This window comes from Sodalis ligni (assembly GCF_016865525.2).
Lineage (GTDB): Bacteria > Pseudomonadota > Gammaproteobacteria > Enterobacterales > Enterobacteriaceae > Acerihabitans > Acerihabitans ligni.
In genome coordinates this window covers 3,870,332-3,888,321 of the sequence record NZ_CP075169.1, presented here as the reverse complement: position 1 = coordinate 3,888,321, position 17,990 = coordinate 3,870,332, and the positions used below count along the sequence as shown (strand labels likewise).

Genomic DNA, 17,990 nt, shown 5'->3' with positions numbered 1-17,990 from the left:
TTGCCTAACGAACAAAATGCTATTCTTGAGGCGGTAGAGTGTGCTTTGGGGATTGAAACAGAGAGTGAGATTCATGGCAATATTTGAATATGGTGCGAAAGAATTGAATTGGCTGGCGAAAAGAGATAAGCGCATGGCGGAGGCCATTGAGCGTTTCGGCATCATCAGCCGGCCGATGATGCCGGATCTGTTTGCCGCCCTGGTTCGCAATATTGTCGATCAGCAAATATCCACTAAGGCCGCTGTCACGGTAAACGGACGTCTGAGGACGCTGGCGGGCGCCATAACCCCGGCGGCCATGGAGCAATTGACGGCGGAGCAGATTCAATCCTGCGGTATGTCGATGAGAAAGGCATTATATATTAAGGGGGCGGCTACGGCGGTCATGAGCGGTGAGCTGGATTTGGCGGCCATCGGCGGGTATACGGACGGGGAGGTGATTGCGGTGTTATCGCGTCTGCCGGGCATCGGCATTTGGACGGCGGAGATGTTGATGATGTCTTCAATGGGGCGGCCGGATATTTTGAGCTGGGGGGATTTGGCCATTCGGCGCGGGATGATGAATCTTTACCGGCATAGGGAACTGCCACGGGAGCGTTTTGAGCGCTATCGCCGGCGTTACTCTCCTTATGGCTCTACCGCGTCCCTTTATCTGTGGGCCTATTCGGCCCCGGAATACAGCCTGCAGCCCATCGTAAAATCCGGCAAATAGGCTCTGTCACGTTTGGTGTTGGCGGGACTACCGTGCCCATCAGCACGGTCTCCCTTTAACACGCTCGCTGCACGATCGGCGATCGCGGGCCTACCGCGCAGTGGGGCGCTCCGGCGGGCGGTAAAACCACGCCCGCTTCGACCCCATCAGCACGGTCTCCCTTTAACACGCTCGCTGCGCGATCGGCGATCGCGGGCCAACCGCGCTGTGGGGCGCTCCGGCGGGCGGTAAAACCACGCCCGCTTCGACCCCATCAGCACGGTCTCCCTTTAACACGCTCGCTGCGCGATCGGCGATCGCGGGCCAACCGCGCTATGGGGCGCTCGGTCGGGCGGTAAAACCATACCCGATTCGACCCCATCAGCACGGTCTCCCTTTAACACGCGCTCGCATCAACATAAGATTTGCTGAGGCGAGCCCGGCCTGCCGCTTAGGCGCTGAGCCAGCCCAGCTTGATCACAAACAGCAGCGACAGAATTACCAGCGCGGCGTTCAGATCGCGGTAACGGCCGCTCAGGAGTTTCACTACCGTCCAGGTGATGAAACCAAAGGCGATGCCGTTGGCGATGGAGTAGGTCAGCGGCATGGTCAGGGCGGTTACGGTGACCGGCGCGGCCACGGTAATGTCACGCCAGTCGATTTCCGCCAGGCCGGAGGTCATCAGCACGGCGATAAACAGTAACGCCGGGGCAGTGGCGAAGGCCGGGACGCTGCCGGCCAGCGGGGCGAAAAACAGGCTCAGCAGGAAGAGTATACCCACCACGATGGCGGTGAGGCCGGTACGGCCACCGGCGCTGACTCCCGCGGCGGATTCGATGTAACTGGTGGTGGTGGAGGTGCCCAGCAGCGAACCGAACAGGGCCGCGGCGCTATCCGCCACCAATGCTTTGCCCATTTTGGGAATGTTGCCGTCTTCGTCCGCCAGTCCGGCGCGCTTGGGGACGCCAATCAAGGGGCCGGAGTTATCGAACACATCCACGAACAGGAAGGCGAACACTACGCTTATCCTGGACACATCCAACGCCCCGCGAATATCCAGGTGCAGGAAGGTCGGCGCGATGGAGGGCGGCATGGAGAGTACGCCGCCCCAGGGGCTTAGGCCCACGGCGATGGAAATAAACGTAATGGCCAGGATGCCTATCAGCACCGCGCCAGGCACCCTGCGGGCTTCAAGCACCACGATAATGATAAAACCAAGCATGGCCAGCAGCGGGCCGCCTTTGGTCAAATCACCCAGGCCCACCAGGGTGGCGGGATTGGCTACGACGATCCCTGAGCTTTCCAGAGCGATAATGGCCAGGAACAGGCCGATGCCGGCGGCAATACCCGATCTCAGCGGTAACGGAATACTTCTGATAATCCATTCGCGGATTTTGAAAATGGACAAGGCAAAAAAGATCAATGCCGACAGGAATACCGCCCCCAGAGCCACCTGCCAGGTATGGCCCATATGCAATACCACGGTATAGGTGAAGAAGGCATTGAGCCCCATGCCGGGAGCCAGGGCGATGGGATAGTTGGCTATAAAGCCCATCAATGCCGAACCGATAGCGGCGGCCAGGCAGGTCGCCACGAACACCGAGCCTTTATCCATGCCGGTAGCGCTCAGGATAGAGGGGTTTACAAACAGAATATATGCCATCGCCAAAAATGTGGTCAGCCCTGCCAAAATTTCGGTTCGAACGTTAGTACGATGAACCTTTAATTTGAAAATTCTTTCTAACATGGGAGTTATCTCATTGAAGTTGTCTGCACAGCCTAAGCAATAGCTATGCCATCATTCCGCCTTTTATCCGGCGGCGGCAAACACTGAAGCAGGCGCATTATATAAGGAAACAACGAACTGAGCGCGTAAAAAGAGAGGCGCTGCCTTCGAGAATGGCACCTAAAGAGGGCTGAGGGCTCACCATTATAGTGCTAAAGCACCACAATGGTGCTACAAAGGGGCGTTTGACGCGGTGGGCTGTCTCAAGGTATTACCGTTGATGACGCTTTTTCTCTTTCCATGTCTAAATAACCGTCTCAGCGGCTAAGGGAAGTTATGCTACTCTTTCAAGAGCGATACTCCAGGATGCCATTGTATGTTCAATAATCTCGCAGTATGCCAGGCGGTGCTTAATGCCTTGCCTGACGCTACATTTCTTAAGGATCACCATTACCGGCTGGTGTTTTTGAACCGCAAGGCCTGCGAACTGTTTGGCAAAACCGCTGAGGAGCTCATCGGCCAGACCGCCTTGGATGGGCTGGATGCTTTGCTGGTATCGCATATCCAGGAACGGGATCGGCAGGTGATGGAAACCGGTGAACCGGTAGAATATGAAGAACGCGTATCGGGACAGGATAACCAAATCACGACCTTTATGGTGCGGTCATCGCGAATTTTATTGAATGCTCAGCCTTATATACTGATTTCATTGAATGATATTTCGGTACTGCGCGAGTCCGAAGCCCAAACCCGCTATCTGGCCTATCACGATATTCTCACCGGCCTGCATAACCGCACCGCCCTGTATGAAGATCTGAACCATGTGGTGGTGCCCGGCGGAACGTCGGGGCAGACCGGCGGCTTGTTGATGCTGATGGATCTCGACGGGTTTAAAAACATCAATGACACCTACGGCCACCAGGCCGGAGATTTCGTGCTGTGCGAATTTGCCCGGCGTTTGCAGCACGTGGTGCCGGAAGAGAGTCTGGTGGCCCGGATGGGCGGTGATGAATTTGCATTGCTGATCAGGGGCGATCTTCCGCGCCAGGACGCGGAATTGTTATGTCGCAAGATTGTTAAGCAGACGCAATCGCCTTTCACCATTACCGGCGCCTCGCCTTTTGTCACGGTATCGGTGGGCGTTATTCAGATAGCGGAGTCGGATACCACCGCCGGCGAGCTGATGCGCAAAGCGGATGCGGCCCTGTATGAAGCGAAACGCAAGGGTAAAAACGTGCATTGTTTTTATTCCGAATCGCTGGATGCCAGCCTCACCAGTAAGCGGCGCATGGAAAAGGCGCTGGCGTCCGCCCTGTCCCGTAATGTCGGCATCAGCTGCGCCTATCAGCCGCTGGTGCGGGCGTCGGACAAGACGATTATCGGGGTGGAGGCGCTGGCGCGGTGGGAAGATCCGGTGTTGGGTGAGGTTTCGCCGGTGCAGTTTGTGCCGCTGGCGGAAGAGACCGGCCTGATCATTCCCTTGGGTAAATTTATCCTGCGCCAGGCCTGTCGCGAGATGCGGCGCTGGGACGCGCTTTCGGTATCGGTTAACGTTTCGCCTATTCAGCTTCGGGACGGCGCCTTTGCCCGGATGGTGCTGGAGTTGCTGGTGGAAGAGGATTTTCCGCCGCAACGGCTAGAGCTGGAGCTGACCGAAACCGCCATCATGAATTCCGATGCCAACAGTAAGGACCAGCTGATTGCCTTGCGTTTGGCCGGGGTGAGAATTTCCCTGGACGATTTCGGTACCGGCTATTCCAGCCTCAGCCTGTTGAAGGACATCGTGGTGGACAGCGTGAAGATTGACCGTTCGTTTGTGCAATTTGTTACGCAGTTGAAGGATACGGCGGCGATTGTTACCGCGGTATCCAATCTGGGGGTGAAACTGAATTTGCAGGTGATCGCGGAAGGGGTGGAGACGGTGGAGCAGCAGCAGTTCCTGGTGGATGCGGGCTGTACGCAGTTGCAGGGTTTCTTATTTTCCAAGCCTCTGACGCAGGAAAATCTGGGGTATTTGCTGGACGGCGACGGGACGGATTATCACTCTACAAACGCCAAGGAAGGGTGATCGTGTGCCGCCGCTGGCAAACGTTCGCTGCGCGATCGGTGATCGCGGGCCTACCGCGCAGTGGGGCGCTCCGGCGGGCGGTAAAACCACGCCCGCTTCGACCCCATCAGCACGGTCTCCCTTTAACACGTTCGCTGCGCGATCGGCGATCGCGGGCCTACCGCGCAGTGGGGCGCTCCGGCGGGCGGTAAAACCACGCCCGCTTCGACCCCATCAGCACGGTCTCCCTTTAACACGTTCGCTGCGCGATCGGCGATCGCGGGCCTACCGCGCTGTGGGGCGCTCCAGCGGGCGGTAAAACCACGCCCGCTTCGACCCCATCAGCACGGTCTCCCTTTAACACGCTCGCTGCACGATCGGCGATCGCGGGCCTACCGCGCAGTGGGGCGCTCCAGCGGGCGGTAAAACCACGCCCGCTTCGACCCCATCAGCACGGTCTCCCTTTAACACGTTCGCTGCGCGATCGGCGATCGGGGCGCTTATTCTGTTTCCGCCGCCTGGTTTACGATGGCCGAGTAGCGGTGAAAAATAAACGCGCACAGTCCCAGCGCCAGGGCGCAGAATGCCGCGCCTACCAGGCCGATATTCTCCATGCCGATATGTATACTCACCTGATTGCCCAGCAGCGCCCCCGCGCCGATACCGATATTGAATATGCCCGAGAAGAGCGACATGGCCACGTCGGTGGCGTCCGCGGCCATCGTCAATACCTTCACCTGCATACAGAGTCCGATGGCCGTCATGGCGACGCCCCATACCAGGCTCAGCAGCGCAATGCTTAATTCGCTAAAGGAGAGCGGGCGCAATACCAGCAGGCAGACGAACAGGACACCGATGGCGGTTATCAATATTCCCGAGGGATAGCGGGTGCTGAACCGGGAGAACATCAGGCTGCCGATAATACCTGCCAAGCCGAATAACAGCAGCACCATGGTGGTAAAGTTCTCGCTCATACCGGCGATTTTCTGCAGGAACGGCTCTATATAGCTGTAGGCGGTGTAATGGGCGGTGACCACGGTAGCGGCGAGCAGATACATGCCTACCAGCGCCGGCCGCCTGAACAGCTCAGGCACGCTTTTAAGCGAACCGGAATGGTGGCTGGGCAGCGTCGGCAGCAGCTTGAACAGGACCACCATAATCAGGCAGGCCAGTACGCCGATGATCATAAAGGTGGTTCGCCAGCCCAATGCTTCGCCTATCATGCGTCCCAGGGGCAAGCCCAATACCATTGCCATGGCGGTCCCGGTGCTCAGTAAACCCAGGGCCTGGGCTTTTTTACCGCTCGGCGCCACCCGCATGGCCAGCGAGGCGGTGATGGACCAGAATATGGCATGGGCCATCGCCACGCCGAGACGGGCAATCATCAATACGCCGAAACTCCAGGCGAAGGCGGAAACCACATGGCTGGCGATAAACACCAGAAAGGTCAGCATCAATAAGGTGCGCCGTTCAATGCGGCTGGTGAGCAGCATAAAGGGCAGGGACATCAGCGCCACCCCCCAGGCATAGATTGTGAGTATCAGGCCGGCTTGGGCGGCGGTCATGGAAAAGCTGGCGGCGATATCGGACAACAAGCCGATGGGGACAAATTCGGTAGTGTTGAAGATAAACGCGGCCAGGGTCAAACTGACCACTCTTAACCAGGCGGTGGAGCGGGGAGAACGCGATATTTGCATAAAAATTACAGCCAGAATCTTATGATGTTAACGTAATACTCTCTTCGGCTGTTAATGATAGCGCGTTTCTTGGGCAGTGTTACCGATAATTTATCTGCTAATGATATTAACGGTAAATCTGTTATGCCTTTATGGTGTGAATGCCGAGGGGATAATTCCGGCGAATCAGTCCATAGAGCAACAGGGACAATCCTCCCAACACCACCAATCCCCCCAACACCATAAAACCCGACATATAGGAACCGGTTGAGGCATAGATGCGGGCCACCATCAGGCCGGCCAAGGTCCCGCCGCCGCCGGCGCCCACGCCGTTGACGATACCGGAAGACGCGCCGATGGCGTGGGGCTGTACATTGGATTGAATGATCGACCAGATATTGGGGGTAAAGCTGCTGGCGTAATAACCCATGGCGAAGGTTATCAGGGCCAGCTTGAGATATCCGTTATCCACCGCGGGCAGTAGCAGCAACAGGACGCCCGGAATCAGCAAACCTAACGCGGCAATGAGGATGCGTTTGCGGGTTTTATCGCTGATATAGGCCATCGGAACGGCCAGCCCCACGGCGGCCAGGTAGGGTAGCGCGCTGCCGAAGGCGTGGGTCCCATGCCGCTGAACCCAATGGATTTCACCGCCATGGGAATCCATAACGTAATGCCCCAAAACAGCATGCCTTGGGTGAGATAGGCAAATATTATCAGCACGAAAGAGATACCGCCAAAAGAGGCCAGCGTCAGTTTGGGCGGCTTAACCGCTGCCGTATCTCTGGGTTTTCCGGGTAGGGCGCATCGGCGGTGCTTAATAATGTTCTGACATAAAGCGGTACCATGATAAACAGGCCGACGGCGCCGCACACATAAAAAAGGTTACGCCATCCCAACGTATTGTGGATGGGCGTCAGGATAATAAAGCCCAGTCCCAATGCCAGAAATTGCCCGTAATACTGAATCACGCTGTTTGCCCGGGTCAGCTCATTGGGCGCAAACCAGAGTTTTACAAAACGCGACTGCTGCGGCCAATAGATACCCTCGGCTATGCCCAGCACCAAGCGGCAAATCACCAGCAGTGTAACCGATTGCGCCATGCCGGTAATCAGTGTTGAAACGGACCATAACCCCATCATTAATATGGCAACTCTTTTCGGATCAAAACGGGAAGTAAACACGCCGCCGAAAATATTGGCAAAAATGTAGCCGATCAGAAAAGCGGTTAATACCCAACCCGAAACGGTGGCGAAAGTACTGTCGGCAAAACCGAGGTCATGGGCCACCGAGGGTAACGAGACGGATAAATTTGTCCGGTCAATATAGGAAACAAACATGCCGAGCATAAGTGTTCCGCCGATACGTAACCAACGAGCATTCATAACGTTATCCTCGATTCAGGAGTTTAATATCCGTTTTGGCGATAAACTTTTTCACCGGCGAGCAAGGTCATTTGCGGGATTAATAGATTCTCGCCAGTCTGTATTTCTCTGTGAATATCCGTGAAGGTCACCTGTCGCCGGGCTAATTTAAATAACGCGATATCAGCGCAGGCGCCGGGCGCAAGAGTGCCTATCTCCAGCGGCATGTTTATCGCCCTGGCCGGTGTGGACGTACAGGCGGCAATAATGTCGTAGAGCGGCATACCCAGGGCCAGCAATTTCGACATCACCCAGGGTAAATTAAACGCCGGAGAGATATTGAAACTGAAGCGGGATAGATCGCTGCTGATAATATCCGGGAAAAAGCCCTCGTTAATGGCGCTGCGAGCGGTTTTTAGGGAAAAATGGCGGCGGCCGTGGGCACAGTCAAAAAGCACGCCCCGCCGGCGCGCTTCCTTCACCGTCGCCAGGACATGGCCGTCTTCGCCGATGATGGTGCTGCCTTTGCCGTGGAAGGCGTGGGCATAGATATCCCCGGCGCGGAAAAGCCGTACCAGCGCCGCCACGGGGACCGCCGGATCGGTGGTATGTACCGCCACCGGGCAGCCCAGCTCTTCGGCCAGCGCAACCGCGGCATGCATCGGCTTGACGCCGAGATCGCCTACCACGCCGGCTTCCTGTTTGATTTTCAGGCCCAGCAGCGTATCCGGATAACGTCGGAATAGGGCTTTGATTTTGGGAATATCATATTTGGCCGGGTCCTGGTTTTCTTCATCCCAGGTTTGCCCTGGGGATGAGGCGGCCAGAAAGCTTTTGATTCGCACCAGGCTTTGGGAAATACCCTGCCGGTGAAACGATTCATAATTCGCGCTGCCCGCCGAGCCGGCATCCACCACCGTGGTAACGCCGTAGGGCAAAGTCGCCAAATCGGCGGGCACGCTGTATTCTGTGCCCCGGTAAAATACATGGGCATGAAAATCAATCAATCCGGGGAAAAGGTAACACCCCTCGGCATGGATGGATTCGGTGGAGGAAGATAAGGGGGTATCAGGGGCGACAATACGGTCACCGATAATACGAAGCGGTTGTATTCCGTCAATCCCTTGCGCGGGATCAATGATATGCGCGCCGGTAATGAGTATATCTGGATTCAGCATTGTGTTTCTAGAGCGAGACACTCTAGCCTGTAACAAAAGCATTAGGGTAACGGCAGTATTTCACTCCGGCAGGGCCTGTTCATTAGGCGAATGCATGAATTGCTGTTGCTTAAAATTCATTTTTAGATTGTATTTAACAAGGTAATGTCTTTTGGATCACAATTTATCGGGTTATTTTGAAGCGGATCACAAAGGTATATTTTAAGTATCATCAGCGCAAAGCAGAATAAAAAGTATTTTTAATATTAATAATGAATATTTTTTATTTTCATAAAAATATATTCCGCAAAAATATCAACGTTATTTCCAGACGTATAAACGAGACATTCCGCCTTGATCCGCATGCCGGGGCAACGGCCCCGGCGTCCGATGGCTAGAGTTGCGAGGTATAATCCCGGCGGGCTTTGCCGGTATACACCTGGCGCGGCCGGTAGATCTGCGGCCGCTGGCCGTGCATTTCGCTCCAGTGGGCAATCCAGCCGATGGTGCGGCCCACCGCGGAGATCACCGTAAACATGGAGGGGGGCAATCCCATGGCTTTCAGGATAAGCGCCGTGTAGAAATCCGCGCTGGGGTACAGTTTATTCTCAAGGAAATAGGCATCGGTCATGGCGATATGCTCAAGCTCAATGGCCACCTGCAGCAGGTTGTCTTCCATGCCCAGCTCCGCCAGGACCTCGTGGCAGGTTTTACGTAAAATAGCGGCGCGCGGGTCGAAATGATGATAAACCGAATTGCCGAACCCCATCAGACGGAAGGAGTCGTGGCGATCTTTGGCGCGGCTGATGAAGGCCGGAATGCGATCCACCGTACTGATCTCTTCGAGCATGCGCATGCAGGCTTCATTGGCCCCGCCGTGCAGGGGGCCCCACAATGACGCCAGGCCGGCGGCTATGCAGGCGAAAGGGTTCGCCCCTGAAGAGCCGGCGGTTCTGACCGCGGTGGTGGAGGGGCACTGTCCGTGATCCGCATGCAGGATAAGGATGCGGTTCATGGCGCGCTCCAGCACCGGGTTCACTTCTGACTTTTCCGCCGGGATGGCGAACAGCATATGCAGGAAATTACCGGTATAGGAAAGTGAATTATTCGGGTAGACCGCGGGCTGTTCAATGGAATATTTATAGCACATTGCCGCCACGGTAGGCATTTTGGACAGCAGCCTGACCGCCGCCAGTTCACGGTGTTCCGGGTTGCCCACGTCCAGCTGATCGTGATAAAACGCCGCCAGCGCGCCCACCACCGCGCACATCAGCGCCATGGGATGGGAGTCGCGGCGAAAGCCGCTGAGCATGCGGCTCATTTGCTGATGGATCATGGTGTGGCGGGTAATGGTATCGGTGAACGTAGCGAACTCCGCGGGGGACGGCGCCTCGCCGTGCAGCAGGATATAGCAGACTTCCAGGAAGGAGCACTGGCTTGCCAACTGCTCAACCGGAAACCCCCGGTGCAGCAGCACGCTGTTGCGGGGGTCGATAAAGGTAATGGCGGATTCGCAGCCGGCGGTATGGGTAAATCCGGGATCGTAGGTAAATAATTCCTCGACGCCGAACGGTTGGATATCCAGCGCCGCCGGTCCCCCCGTGCCGGCGTTGAAATCAAGTACCACTGCTTTGTGTTCGTTAAGTGTAAGGGTCGCTTTTTGCTCGGTCATGTCTATTTTTTCTCCAGCCCGAATTTGAACAAGACAGAACCCGTAGGTAGGTTCTGTAATAATTATCCCGTAATGTTTTAACATTACTCGTCTGGAGAGGATTTAACCAGAGGAAAGCCTGCGGGGAGCTCTAATCAAATGGACCGCCCGTGGCGGGCGGTCATGGCGCGGGACGGCGCGGGTCCGGCCGAAGAAGAGCGGATCTGGCCGAGGGAGAATAGGCATGACCGTGGGTGCGGGTCCTGCCGCTTCAGAGTTCCCGGCTGATCTCGGGACCGCGGCCATGAAGGGTGAGTGCCGAACCCCGGAGTTCGACGATGGCGTAAGGCGTCTGCTCCTCGCCGTCAACCATGCCTTTGAGCGTGATGAAATCGGTGCCCTCAATGCGCTGGTAACCGCCGCCGTGCTGATGTCCGCCGAAATAGGCCCGCACGCCGTAGCGGCACAGCAGCGCCGCTACTATTTCATCGTTCCAGAGATTATGGCTGTTGACCGGAGCAAGGGGATAGTGCCCGAGCACAATCACCGTTTCCTGACGGGCTTGGGCTGCGTGCAGGGTTTTTTCCAGCCAGTATAATTGCGCCTTGCCCAGCGCGCCGTTCCAGCTTTGCGCCTGGGGTTTGCCGTCGGCGGTGAGCTGGGCCAGCATCCGCTGCGCCTCCGGCAGGTCGTCGCCGTTGGCCTGATTGCAATACAGGCTGATGTCGTTGCCGTCGATTACCACAAAGCGATAACCGTTCACCAGGAAATGGAAATAGTGTTTCGGCAGCCCCAGCGGCGGTTGCCGGCCGGCTAAATAACGGGAAACGGTATCCGCGTCATGGTTGCCCATCACCGTCACATGGGGATGCCGCAAGCGGCCATACAGGGGCAGGAGATCCCCATAGCTGGACCATGCCCTATCCACCAGGTCGCCGAGGGTGACGACAAAATCCAGCGGCGTATCGTTGAGGTCGGCGATGGCGGCGGCGAGCTTGCGCAAGCTGTGGCGGTAATAACGCCCATGGCGCATATCGGGATCGGCGTCGGCATATTGCGGATCGGCAATCAAGCCAAAGCGTACCCTGCCGGAGGAGGCGGTTTCGGCAAAGGCGGGCCGGTGGTAAAACGTGCCGACCTCTCCCAGCGCCTGCCACTGCTCGGCGGTCAGTAGTGAATTCATCGTGTCCTCCGCCCATGGCCGACGCTGTTCGCCAGCCGTCCGCCGGATAGGTCGTTTCTTCCAGTCAGGACCTCAAAAGATAGAGTGGGGGGGGGACGGGTTTATAACAAAAGCATGACGGTTTTATGGCAAAAATCCAGCCCGCCGGTATTTCCCGACGGGGTATTAATCATCAGCGTCCGGCCGCGGCGCTTAGCTTTCCGGCACGTTGGTTTCCAGCTCCTCGATCCAGATGCGGGCGTTGCCGTCGGACGGAGCGCGCCAGTCGCCGCGCGGCGATAAACTGCCGCCCGCGGTGACCTTGGGGCCGTTTGGCGAAGCGGAACGTTTGAACTGGCTGGTGGTGAAGAATCGATACAGGAAGACCCGCAGCCAGCGGCGTATTTCCGGCAGCGGATAACCGTGGCGTTTCTCCTGCGGATAACCCGGAGGCCAGGCGCCCGCCGCCTCGTCTTCCCAGGCGTGGAGCGCCAGGAAGGCTATCTTTGACGGCCGGAAGCCGTAGCGCAGGGTATAGAACAGGTTGAAGTCCTGCAGGTTGTAGGGGCCGATAAGGGACTCGGTGCTCTGTATCGCGCCGGCATCGTCGGCGGGCACCAGCTCCGGGGATATTTCCGTTCCTAGAATGGCCTCGAGGGTGTTCGATACCGGCTCCTCAAACTGGCGGGAGGAAATTACCCAGCGGATCAAATGCTGGATCAGGGTTTTCGGCACGCCGGCATTCACATGATAATGGGACATCTGATCGCCCACGCCATAGGTGCACCAGCCCAGGGCCATCTCGGATAAATCGCCGGTACCCACCACCATGCCGTTTTCATGATTGGCCAGGCGGAACAGGTAATCGGTGCGCAGCCCCGCCTGGACGTTTTCGAAGGTGACGTCATAGACCTTTTCTCCCCGCGCGTAGGGGTGGCCGATATCCTCCAGCATGCGCAAGGCGGCGGGGCGGATATCTATTTCGCGGTGGGTGGCCCCCAGAGAGGTAATCAGGCTCAGGGCGTTTTGCCAGGTTTCATCGCTGGTGCCGAACCCCGGCAGGGTGCAGGCAATGATATTTTCCCGCGGCAGGTTCATGCGGTCCGCCGCCTTGGCGATGACAATCAGCGCCTGGGTGGAATCCAGCCCGCCGGAGACGCCGATAACCAGGCGCTTGATACCGGTGGCCAGCGCTCGCTGCACCAGCGCCGCCACCTGGATGTTATAGGCTTCGTAGCAATCCTGGGCCAGCCGTTCCTTATCGGCCGGGACAAAGGGAAAACGTTCCACCGAACGCGTCAAACCCAGATCTTCGTCACGGGGCGCCAGGGTGAAGGCGATGCGCCTGAACGCGCCGGTCCGTGCCTCATGGGTCCGTCGGTTATCGTCAAAGGTCCCCATGCGCAGGCGTTCCTGGCGCAGCAGGTCGATATCGATATCGGCCATGGCCCATTGGCTTTCCAAGGCGAAACGTTCCGTTTCCGCCATCAGTTCGCCGTTTTCGTAAATGACGCACTGGCCGTCCCAGGCCACTTCGGTGGTGGATTCACCCAAACCCGCCGCGGCATATAGATAGGCGGCCAGGCAGCGCATGGACTGGGAACGGCACAGCAGCTTGCGCGTATCCGCGCGGCCGATGGTGATGGGGCTGCCGGACAGGTTGGCCAGGACGGTGGCGCCGGCCAGCGCGGCTTCGGCGCTGGGGGGAATCGGCACCCAGAAGTCTTCGCAAATTTCCACATGCAGCACAAAACCCGGCAAATCCTCCGCCGCGAACAGCAGGTCGGGACCAAAAGGCACATCCTGCCGCGCCAGGCGGATAGTCCCTTTGGTCTGGTCGCCGGCGGCGCACTGGCGACTTTCGTAAAACTCCCGGTAGGTGGGCAGGTAGGATTTCGGCACTACCCCCAGCAGCCGGCCCCGGTGCAGCACCAGGGCGGTATTATAGATGCGCCCGGCATAACGCAGCGGCGCGCCCACCACCAGCACCGTCTGGAGCGCGGCGGTGGCGTCCAGCAGTTCGCCGATGCCGCGTTCCACCGCGTCAAGCAGGGTATCCTGCAGCAACAAATCCTCTATGGAGTAGCCGGACAAGCATAATTCGGGAAAGATGCCCAGCGCGACGCCCTCGGCGTCGAGACGGACGGCCGTCTCGACAATGGTGCGGACATTTTTTGAGGGTTCCGCCAGCGCGCAGGGAACGGTACAGGCTGCTACGCGGGCGAAACCATGCTGATAAAGGGAGCGAAAGCTCATTGACATAATACGTCTTCTCAAGTTGGGCTGAATTCATGACCGATTCCCGAAACTATAGCAGATGGCACTGCCTGTTCTGTAGCGGTTTACCCATAACCTGAGAGCACACCTTTATCTTTTCAGAGAGAAGGCGAGGGGGTGTAACTGTTCTGAATCATAATCTGGCCAGCGCTGGTTTGCCGGAACACCTTTGGCGACAGGCCAAAGCTTTTCTTGAAGGATCGGGCAAAGTAGGGACTGTCGCAAAAGCCGACATTCCTGGCGATTTTATCGATGCTCCACTCCGTTTTTTCAAGCAAATAGCGCGCCTCATTCATCCTTTTATTATTCAAATAAGAATTGAATCCCACGCCAAGCATACGTTTAAACAAACGGGAAAAATAAAACTGGCTAAGATTGGCCATGTTCGCCATTTGTTCAAGATTAAGATTGTCGGAGAAATTCTGATTTATATAATTGACGATTTTTTCAATTTTGCCCGATGAAGGTCCGAGGTGCCGATATAGGTCTCGGTATCATCGTCCGGATCAATACTTTTGATAATACGTACGTCGTATTGCTTGCACAGATAATTTTCAACGATAACGTTCAATAATTGCGCAGCGGCCCTGATCTTCATCAGATTCATCACCGGAACCTCATGATAAAGATCAAACAGTCGCGATTCTTTGCGCATATCATTATTATCGCGCAGGATATTGGGGATGGGTGAATCATCCGTTACCCGCGCCTGGCCGCAGGCCAGAAAACCCACCAAACTGTCGTTGATGACAATGGGGATGGAAAAATCCACTAATCCGGCATGACAGCGATAGCAATTGACTTGTTTGAGTTTTGAACTTTCAAGACCGCCACTGCGATCGCATTGCTGACAATAAGGATAAAGGCGGCGTTTTTCTCACATGCTGGCAAAGGAGGTAAAATTATACCATGGTGAGATTTCCTTGCCGTTAAGATCGACCACAACTGAACCCAAACCGGTGGCATAGGCAAAATCATACGAGATCTTATCGATAATATCTTTGGATGGTCGCATATTTTAACCCGTTATTGCTAATGGTAATAAATCAAAATATCTTATGAGTCATCCTAACCTATAAGACAACCTATTTTTGTCTACAATGGGCGTCATTCCTCTAACATTATACTCTCCTGTATCGCTCTGTAAATTAGAGTGAAATCACACTTTACCGACTCTTGCTAATTTGAACAATAATTTCATTAATAGTAAAAGTGTTGATGTAATGTGATATTCCGGTAAATTGATATGCCTTAATGAATTGTCTTTTTATTTCCTCCTCAAGCATAAAATTGATCTAGGGTAATATCCGAGGAAAAACTTTCGGCCGCGCCAAGGCCCCACATAAGATAATGTCACGATATCTTATCAGGCGGACGATATGTCTTATAGTGATGCATAACATAGTCATCTTTTGCGTTTCTTATAGGCGCCATTGACCGATTGTCCAATCAATGGCGAGGTGGTTCAAATGATACCGTGAATAATCCCCCTGATATCGGCGACACTGGCCGGCAACGGGTTGCTTGCCAGCGTCACGTCATGCAATGCCGCCGTCGACATGGCGTCTATCACCTCAAGAACGCGGGGACGTTCGATATTCAGCGAGCTCAAGGTCCCGGCGATGTTGAACTGCAGCATGAGATTGCGCAGATGGTTTATAAGGTTAGCCACGCAGTAATCATCCGTTGACTGGAAATTGGCCAGCCCGCAGAGCTTGCTTAACCGGGCATACTTGGCCCGGGCGGTTTTATCCCGGCTGTTGAAGCGGATCACATGACATAGCAGCAGGGCATTGGCCAAACCGTGTGGAATATGTAATTGCCCGCCCAATTGATGGGCGATGGCGTGGTTTAACCCAAGTCCCGCCTGGCTGAACGCCATGCCCGCCAGGGTGGAGGCATTGTGCATTTTATCCCGAGCTTCCTGCTGATGGCCGTTTTGATAGGCTTTTCCCAGATAAAGCAGCACCATTTGCACCGCTTTTTCGGCCAGGGCATCGGTAAAGTCGGTGGCGCCGACGGCGACATAGGCTTCCAGCGCATGGGTCAACACGTCCAGACCGGTATTCGCCGTGACCGCCGGCGGTACGCTCATCACCAGCCGCGGTTCCAGGATGGCGATATCGGGATAGATACTGTCATCGAACAGCGGGTATTTAACCTTGGTGAGCGGATCGCTTATCACACAGGCGCTGGTCACTTCGGAACCGGTGCCGCTGGTGGTGGGAATCGCGATAAAGGTTTCTATCGCTATGCCCAGTTTGCGGCCGAAAAAAATGATCCCTTTGGCGGAATCCAGCGCCGAGCCGCCGCCGAAGCCGATCACCACCTGCGGCTGGACTTTGCTCATCTCGGTAATACCGGCCACCACCGTCGCGATCGGCGGATCCGGAATGATATCGGTAAACAGCGCGGTTTCGTTATCCGCACCTATGTTATCGGTAATCATTTTCAGATTTTCACTGCCGGCCAAAAAGCCGTCGCAGACAATCCAAACCTTTTTATCATGGAGGGTCTGCAACCAGGACAAGCTATCGGCACCGCTGTAAATCCGGGTCTTTACCGTAAAATAGCCATGATTCGCCTCGTGATCCTAACGAATGGAAAACCCATTGGTCAGCACACAGCGACGTTTGCGGGCAAAGTCCGCGGGAGGTTGTCCCCTCGCCGGTGGGTGTGGCAATGGTGAAAGTGGTGAATCCTCGGCGCCGATACCCAAACCGGCATAAGAGGGGCCGTTTTTAACGAAGATCGACGTCTGCATGGTTTTTGCCGCGCGATTCAGCCGGCTGACATTTTGCGAATGCATGATGGCGGTGTGATGCAGGTCGTTTTCCACCACCAGCGCCAATGCCAGACCCTCATCGAAATCTTTGACCCGCACAATGGGCAATACCGGCATCAACTGTTCCACCAGCACCAGCGGGTCATCTTTTCCGACTTCAACGATAATCAGCCGCGGCGCGAAAGGCGCGCTCAGTCCGGCCGCCTGTAAAATCACCGCCGGGCTTTTGCCCACCAGTTTTTTATTGGCTTCACCTTTTTCAGTTATCACCACCTGCCGCAACTTGGCCACGTCGGCGACGGAACTCACCAGCAACGCACCGTTTTTTTGCATATTGTCCACCAGGCGGTCGGCAATGCTGTCGACCACTATCACGCTTTTTTCCGCGATACACAGTACGTTGTGGTCAAAGGCCGCCCCGTCGACGATATCCTTGGCCGCTTTAATCGGGCAGGCGGTTTCGTCCACCAGCACCGGCGGGTTGCCGGGACCGGCGCCGATGACTTTTTTGCCGGTTTTCATCGCCATGTCCACGATGGCCGGGCCGCCGGTGACGGCCAGCAGCGCAATGCGCGGATGCGCCATCATTTCCCGGGTAGCGTCAAAGGTGGGATTGGCCACCGTTGTCACCAGGTTGTGGATACCGCTGGCGCGGTAGATAATCCCTTCAATTTTTTCTATCAGCCATAGGGAGACATTCTTCGCGCCGGGATGGGGGCTGAAATAGACCGCGTTGCCGGCGGCCAGCATGCTGATGGTGTTGTTGATAATGGTTTCGGTGGGGTTGGTGCTGGGGGCGATGGCGCCGATAAGGCCGAACGGCGACAGTTCGAACAATACCATGCCGCCATCGCCGGTGAGGGCGCGGGTGGTTAAATCTTCAATGCCCGGGGTGTTGGCCAGCGCCGCGGTGTTTTTGGCTATTTTATCCGGTGCGTTACCCATGCCGGTTTCGTCGGCGGCGCGTTCGGACATTTCGCTAATCAACGGCGCCAGTTCTTCTCTCAAGGCCGTAATGATTTTGGTCCGTAGCGCCAGGGCTTCGGCCATATATTGCCGGTAGGCGCCATAACCGGCGATGATAGCATCTTCAACCTGGTGGAATATGGCATTTGGCGTGGCTTTGGATCCCACGGCGCCATTCAGGTTATCGGCGAGAATGGCGCGAATCATGTTCTCCAGTTCAGTGCTGTTCATGTTTAACTCCCTGATTGAGGCTGCCTGCAGCCTCTATTGCAATAGACAAACTTTGTTTAACGGAACCGTCGTTAATATCGATTCCTCCGATTAATGTTCCCGGGAGATAAACAGGATGCGCGCTGCCGGCATCCCTGTGTTCACCCTGGGTTTCCTGCGCCTGGAATTGAGCAATAACCTCTTTGATGGCATATTCCAGCAATACGCGATGCTCTTTGATAAGGGCCGCGATATCATTGTCCGGCATGATTCAATCC

The 17,990-nt window shown here is 56.0% G+C and carries 12 protein-coding genes and 2 pseudogenes; 2 read left to right on the top strand and 12 right to left on the bottom strand.

Annotated elements, in window-relative coordinates:
• The first annotated feature begins 73 nt into the window (after nucleotides 1-73).
• On the top strand, nucleotides 74-712 hold the full coding sequence (locus GTU79_RS18140) for a DNA-3-methyladenine glycosylase family protein (RefSeq protein ID WP_203523354.1): 639 nt from the start codon (nucleotides 74-76) through the stop codon (nucleotides 710-712).
• A gap of 430 nt (nucleotides 713-1,142) precedes the next feature.
• On the opposite strand, the gene GTU79_RS18135 is transcribed toward GTU79_RS18140, so the two are convergent.
• On the bottom strand, nucleotides 1,143-2,438 hold the full coding sequence (locus GTU79_RS18135; protein WP_214513221.1) for an NCS2 family permease: 1,296 nt from the start codon (nucleotides 2,436-2,438) through the stop codon (nucleotides 1,143-1,145).
• A 355-nt stretch (nucleotides 2,439-2,793) separates the two neighbouring features.
• On the opposite strand from GTU79_RS18135, the gene GTU79_RS18130 reads away from it, so the two are divergent.
• On the top strand, nucleotides 2,794-4,485 hold the full coding sequence (locus GTU79_RS18130; RefSeq protein WP_203523353.1) for a sensor domain-containing protein: 1,692 nt from the start codon (nucleotides 2,794-2,796) through the stop codon (nucleotides 4,483-4,485).
• 479 nt (nucleotides 4,486-4,964) lie between these two features.
• Here GTU79_RS18130 and GTU79_RS18125 read toward each other — a convergent pair whose 3' ends face one another.
• From GTU79_RS18125 to GTU79_RS18080, 11 genes and pseudogenes are all read right to left on the bottom strand, one after another.
• The gene (locus GTU79_RS18125) at nucleotides 4,965-6,161 is read right to left on the bottom strand and encodes a sugar transporter (RefSeq protein ID WP_203523352.1); all 1,197 of its coding nucleotides are present in this window, start codon (nucleotides 6,159-6,161) and stop codon (nucleotides 4,965-4,967) included.
• Nucleotides 6,162-6,282: 121 nt separating this feature from the next.
• Nucleotides 6,283-7,525, bottom strand: a pseudogene (locus tag GTU79_RS18120) (MFS transporter).
• 23 nt (nucleotides 7,526-7,548) lie between these two features.
• Entirely contained in the window at nucleotides 7,549-8,682 is a 1,134-nt protein-coding gene (locus GTU79_RS18115; RefSeq protein ID WP_214513220.1) for a metallo-dependent hydrolase, read from the bottom strand.
• Nucleotides 8,683-9,055: 373 nt separating this feature from the next.
• Nucleotides 9,056-10,333 carry a citrate synthase gene (locus GTU79_RS18110; RefSeq protein WP_203523349.1) on the bottom strand — a complete coding sequence of 426 codons (1,278 nt, stop codon included), beginning with the start codon at nucleotides 10,331-10,333 and terminating at the stop codon, nucleotides 9,056-9,058.
• A 250-nt stretch (nucleotides 10,334-10,583) separates the two neighbouring features.
• Nucleotides 10,584-11,495: a metallophosphoesterase gene (locus tag GTU79_RS18105; RefSeq protein WP_203523348.1), complete on the bottom strand. Its 912-nt coding sequence runs from the start codon at nucleotides 11,493-11,495 to the stop codon at nucleotides 10,584-10,586.
• A gap of 192 nt (nucleotides 11,496-11,687) precedes the next feature.
• Complete coding sequence (locus GTU79_RS18100) at nucleotides 11,688-13,736, bottom strand: NAD(+) synthase (RefSeq protein ID WP_203523347.1); 2,049 nt, start codon at nucleotides 13,734-13,736, stop codon at nucleotides 11,688-11,690.
• A gap of 113 nt (nucleotides 13,737-13,849) precedes the next feature.
• Nucleotides 13,850-14,134, bottom strand: coding sequence for a helix-turn-helix transcriptional regulator (locus GTU79_RS30655; protein WP_253073364.1), 285 nt, complete (start codon nucleotides 14,132-14,134; stop codon nucleotides 13,850-13,852).
• A gap of 44 nt (nucleotides 14,135-14,178) precedes the next feature.
• Nucleotides 14,179-14,766, bottom strand: a pseudogene (locus tag GTU79_RS31165) (PocR ligand-binding domain-containing protein).
• 450 nt (nucleotides 14,767-15,216) lie between these two features.
• Nucleotides 15,217-16,281, bottom strand: a complete 1,065-nt coding sequence (locus GTU79_RS18090) for a 1-propanol dehydrogenase PduQ (RefSeq protein ID WP_420854112.1) — start codon at nucleotides 16,279-16,281, stop codon at nucleotides 15,217-15,219.
• A gap of 63 nt (nucleotides 16,282-16,344) precedes the next feature.
• Nucleotides 16,345-17,733, bottom strand: a complete 1,389-nt coding sequence (locus GTU79_RS18085; RefSeq protein WP_253073362.1) for an aldehyde dehydrogenase family protein — start codon at nucleotides 17,731-17,733, stop codon at nucleotides 16,345-16,347.
• A complete protein-coding gene (locus GTU79_RS18080) occupies nucleotides 17,720-17,980 on the bottom strand; it encodes a hypothetical protein (protein ID WP_203523344.1) in 261 nt (86 codons plus the stop codon). The genes GTU79_RS18085 and GTU79_RS18080 overlap by 14 nt, the downstream gene beginning before the upstream one ends.
• Nucleotides 17,981-17,990: the final 10 nt, after the last annotated feature.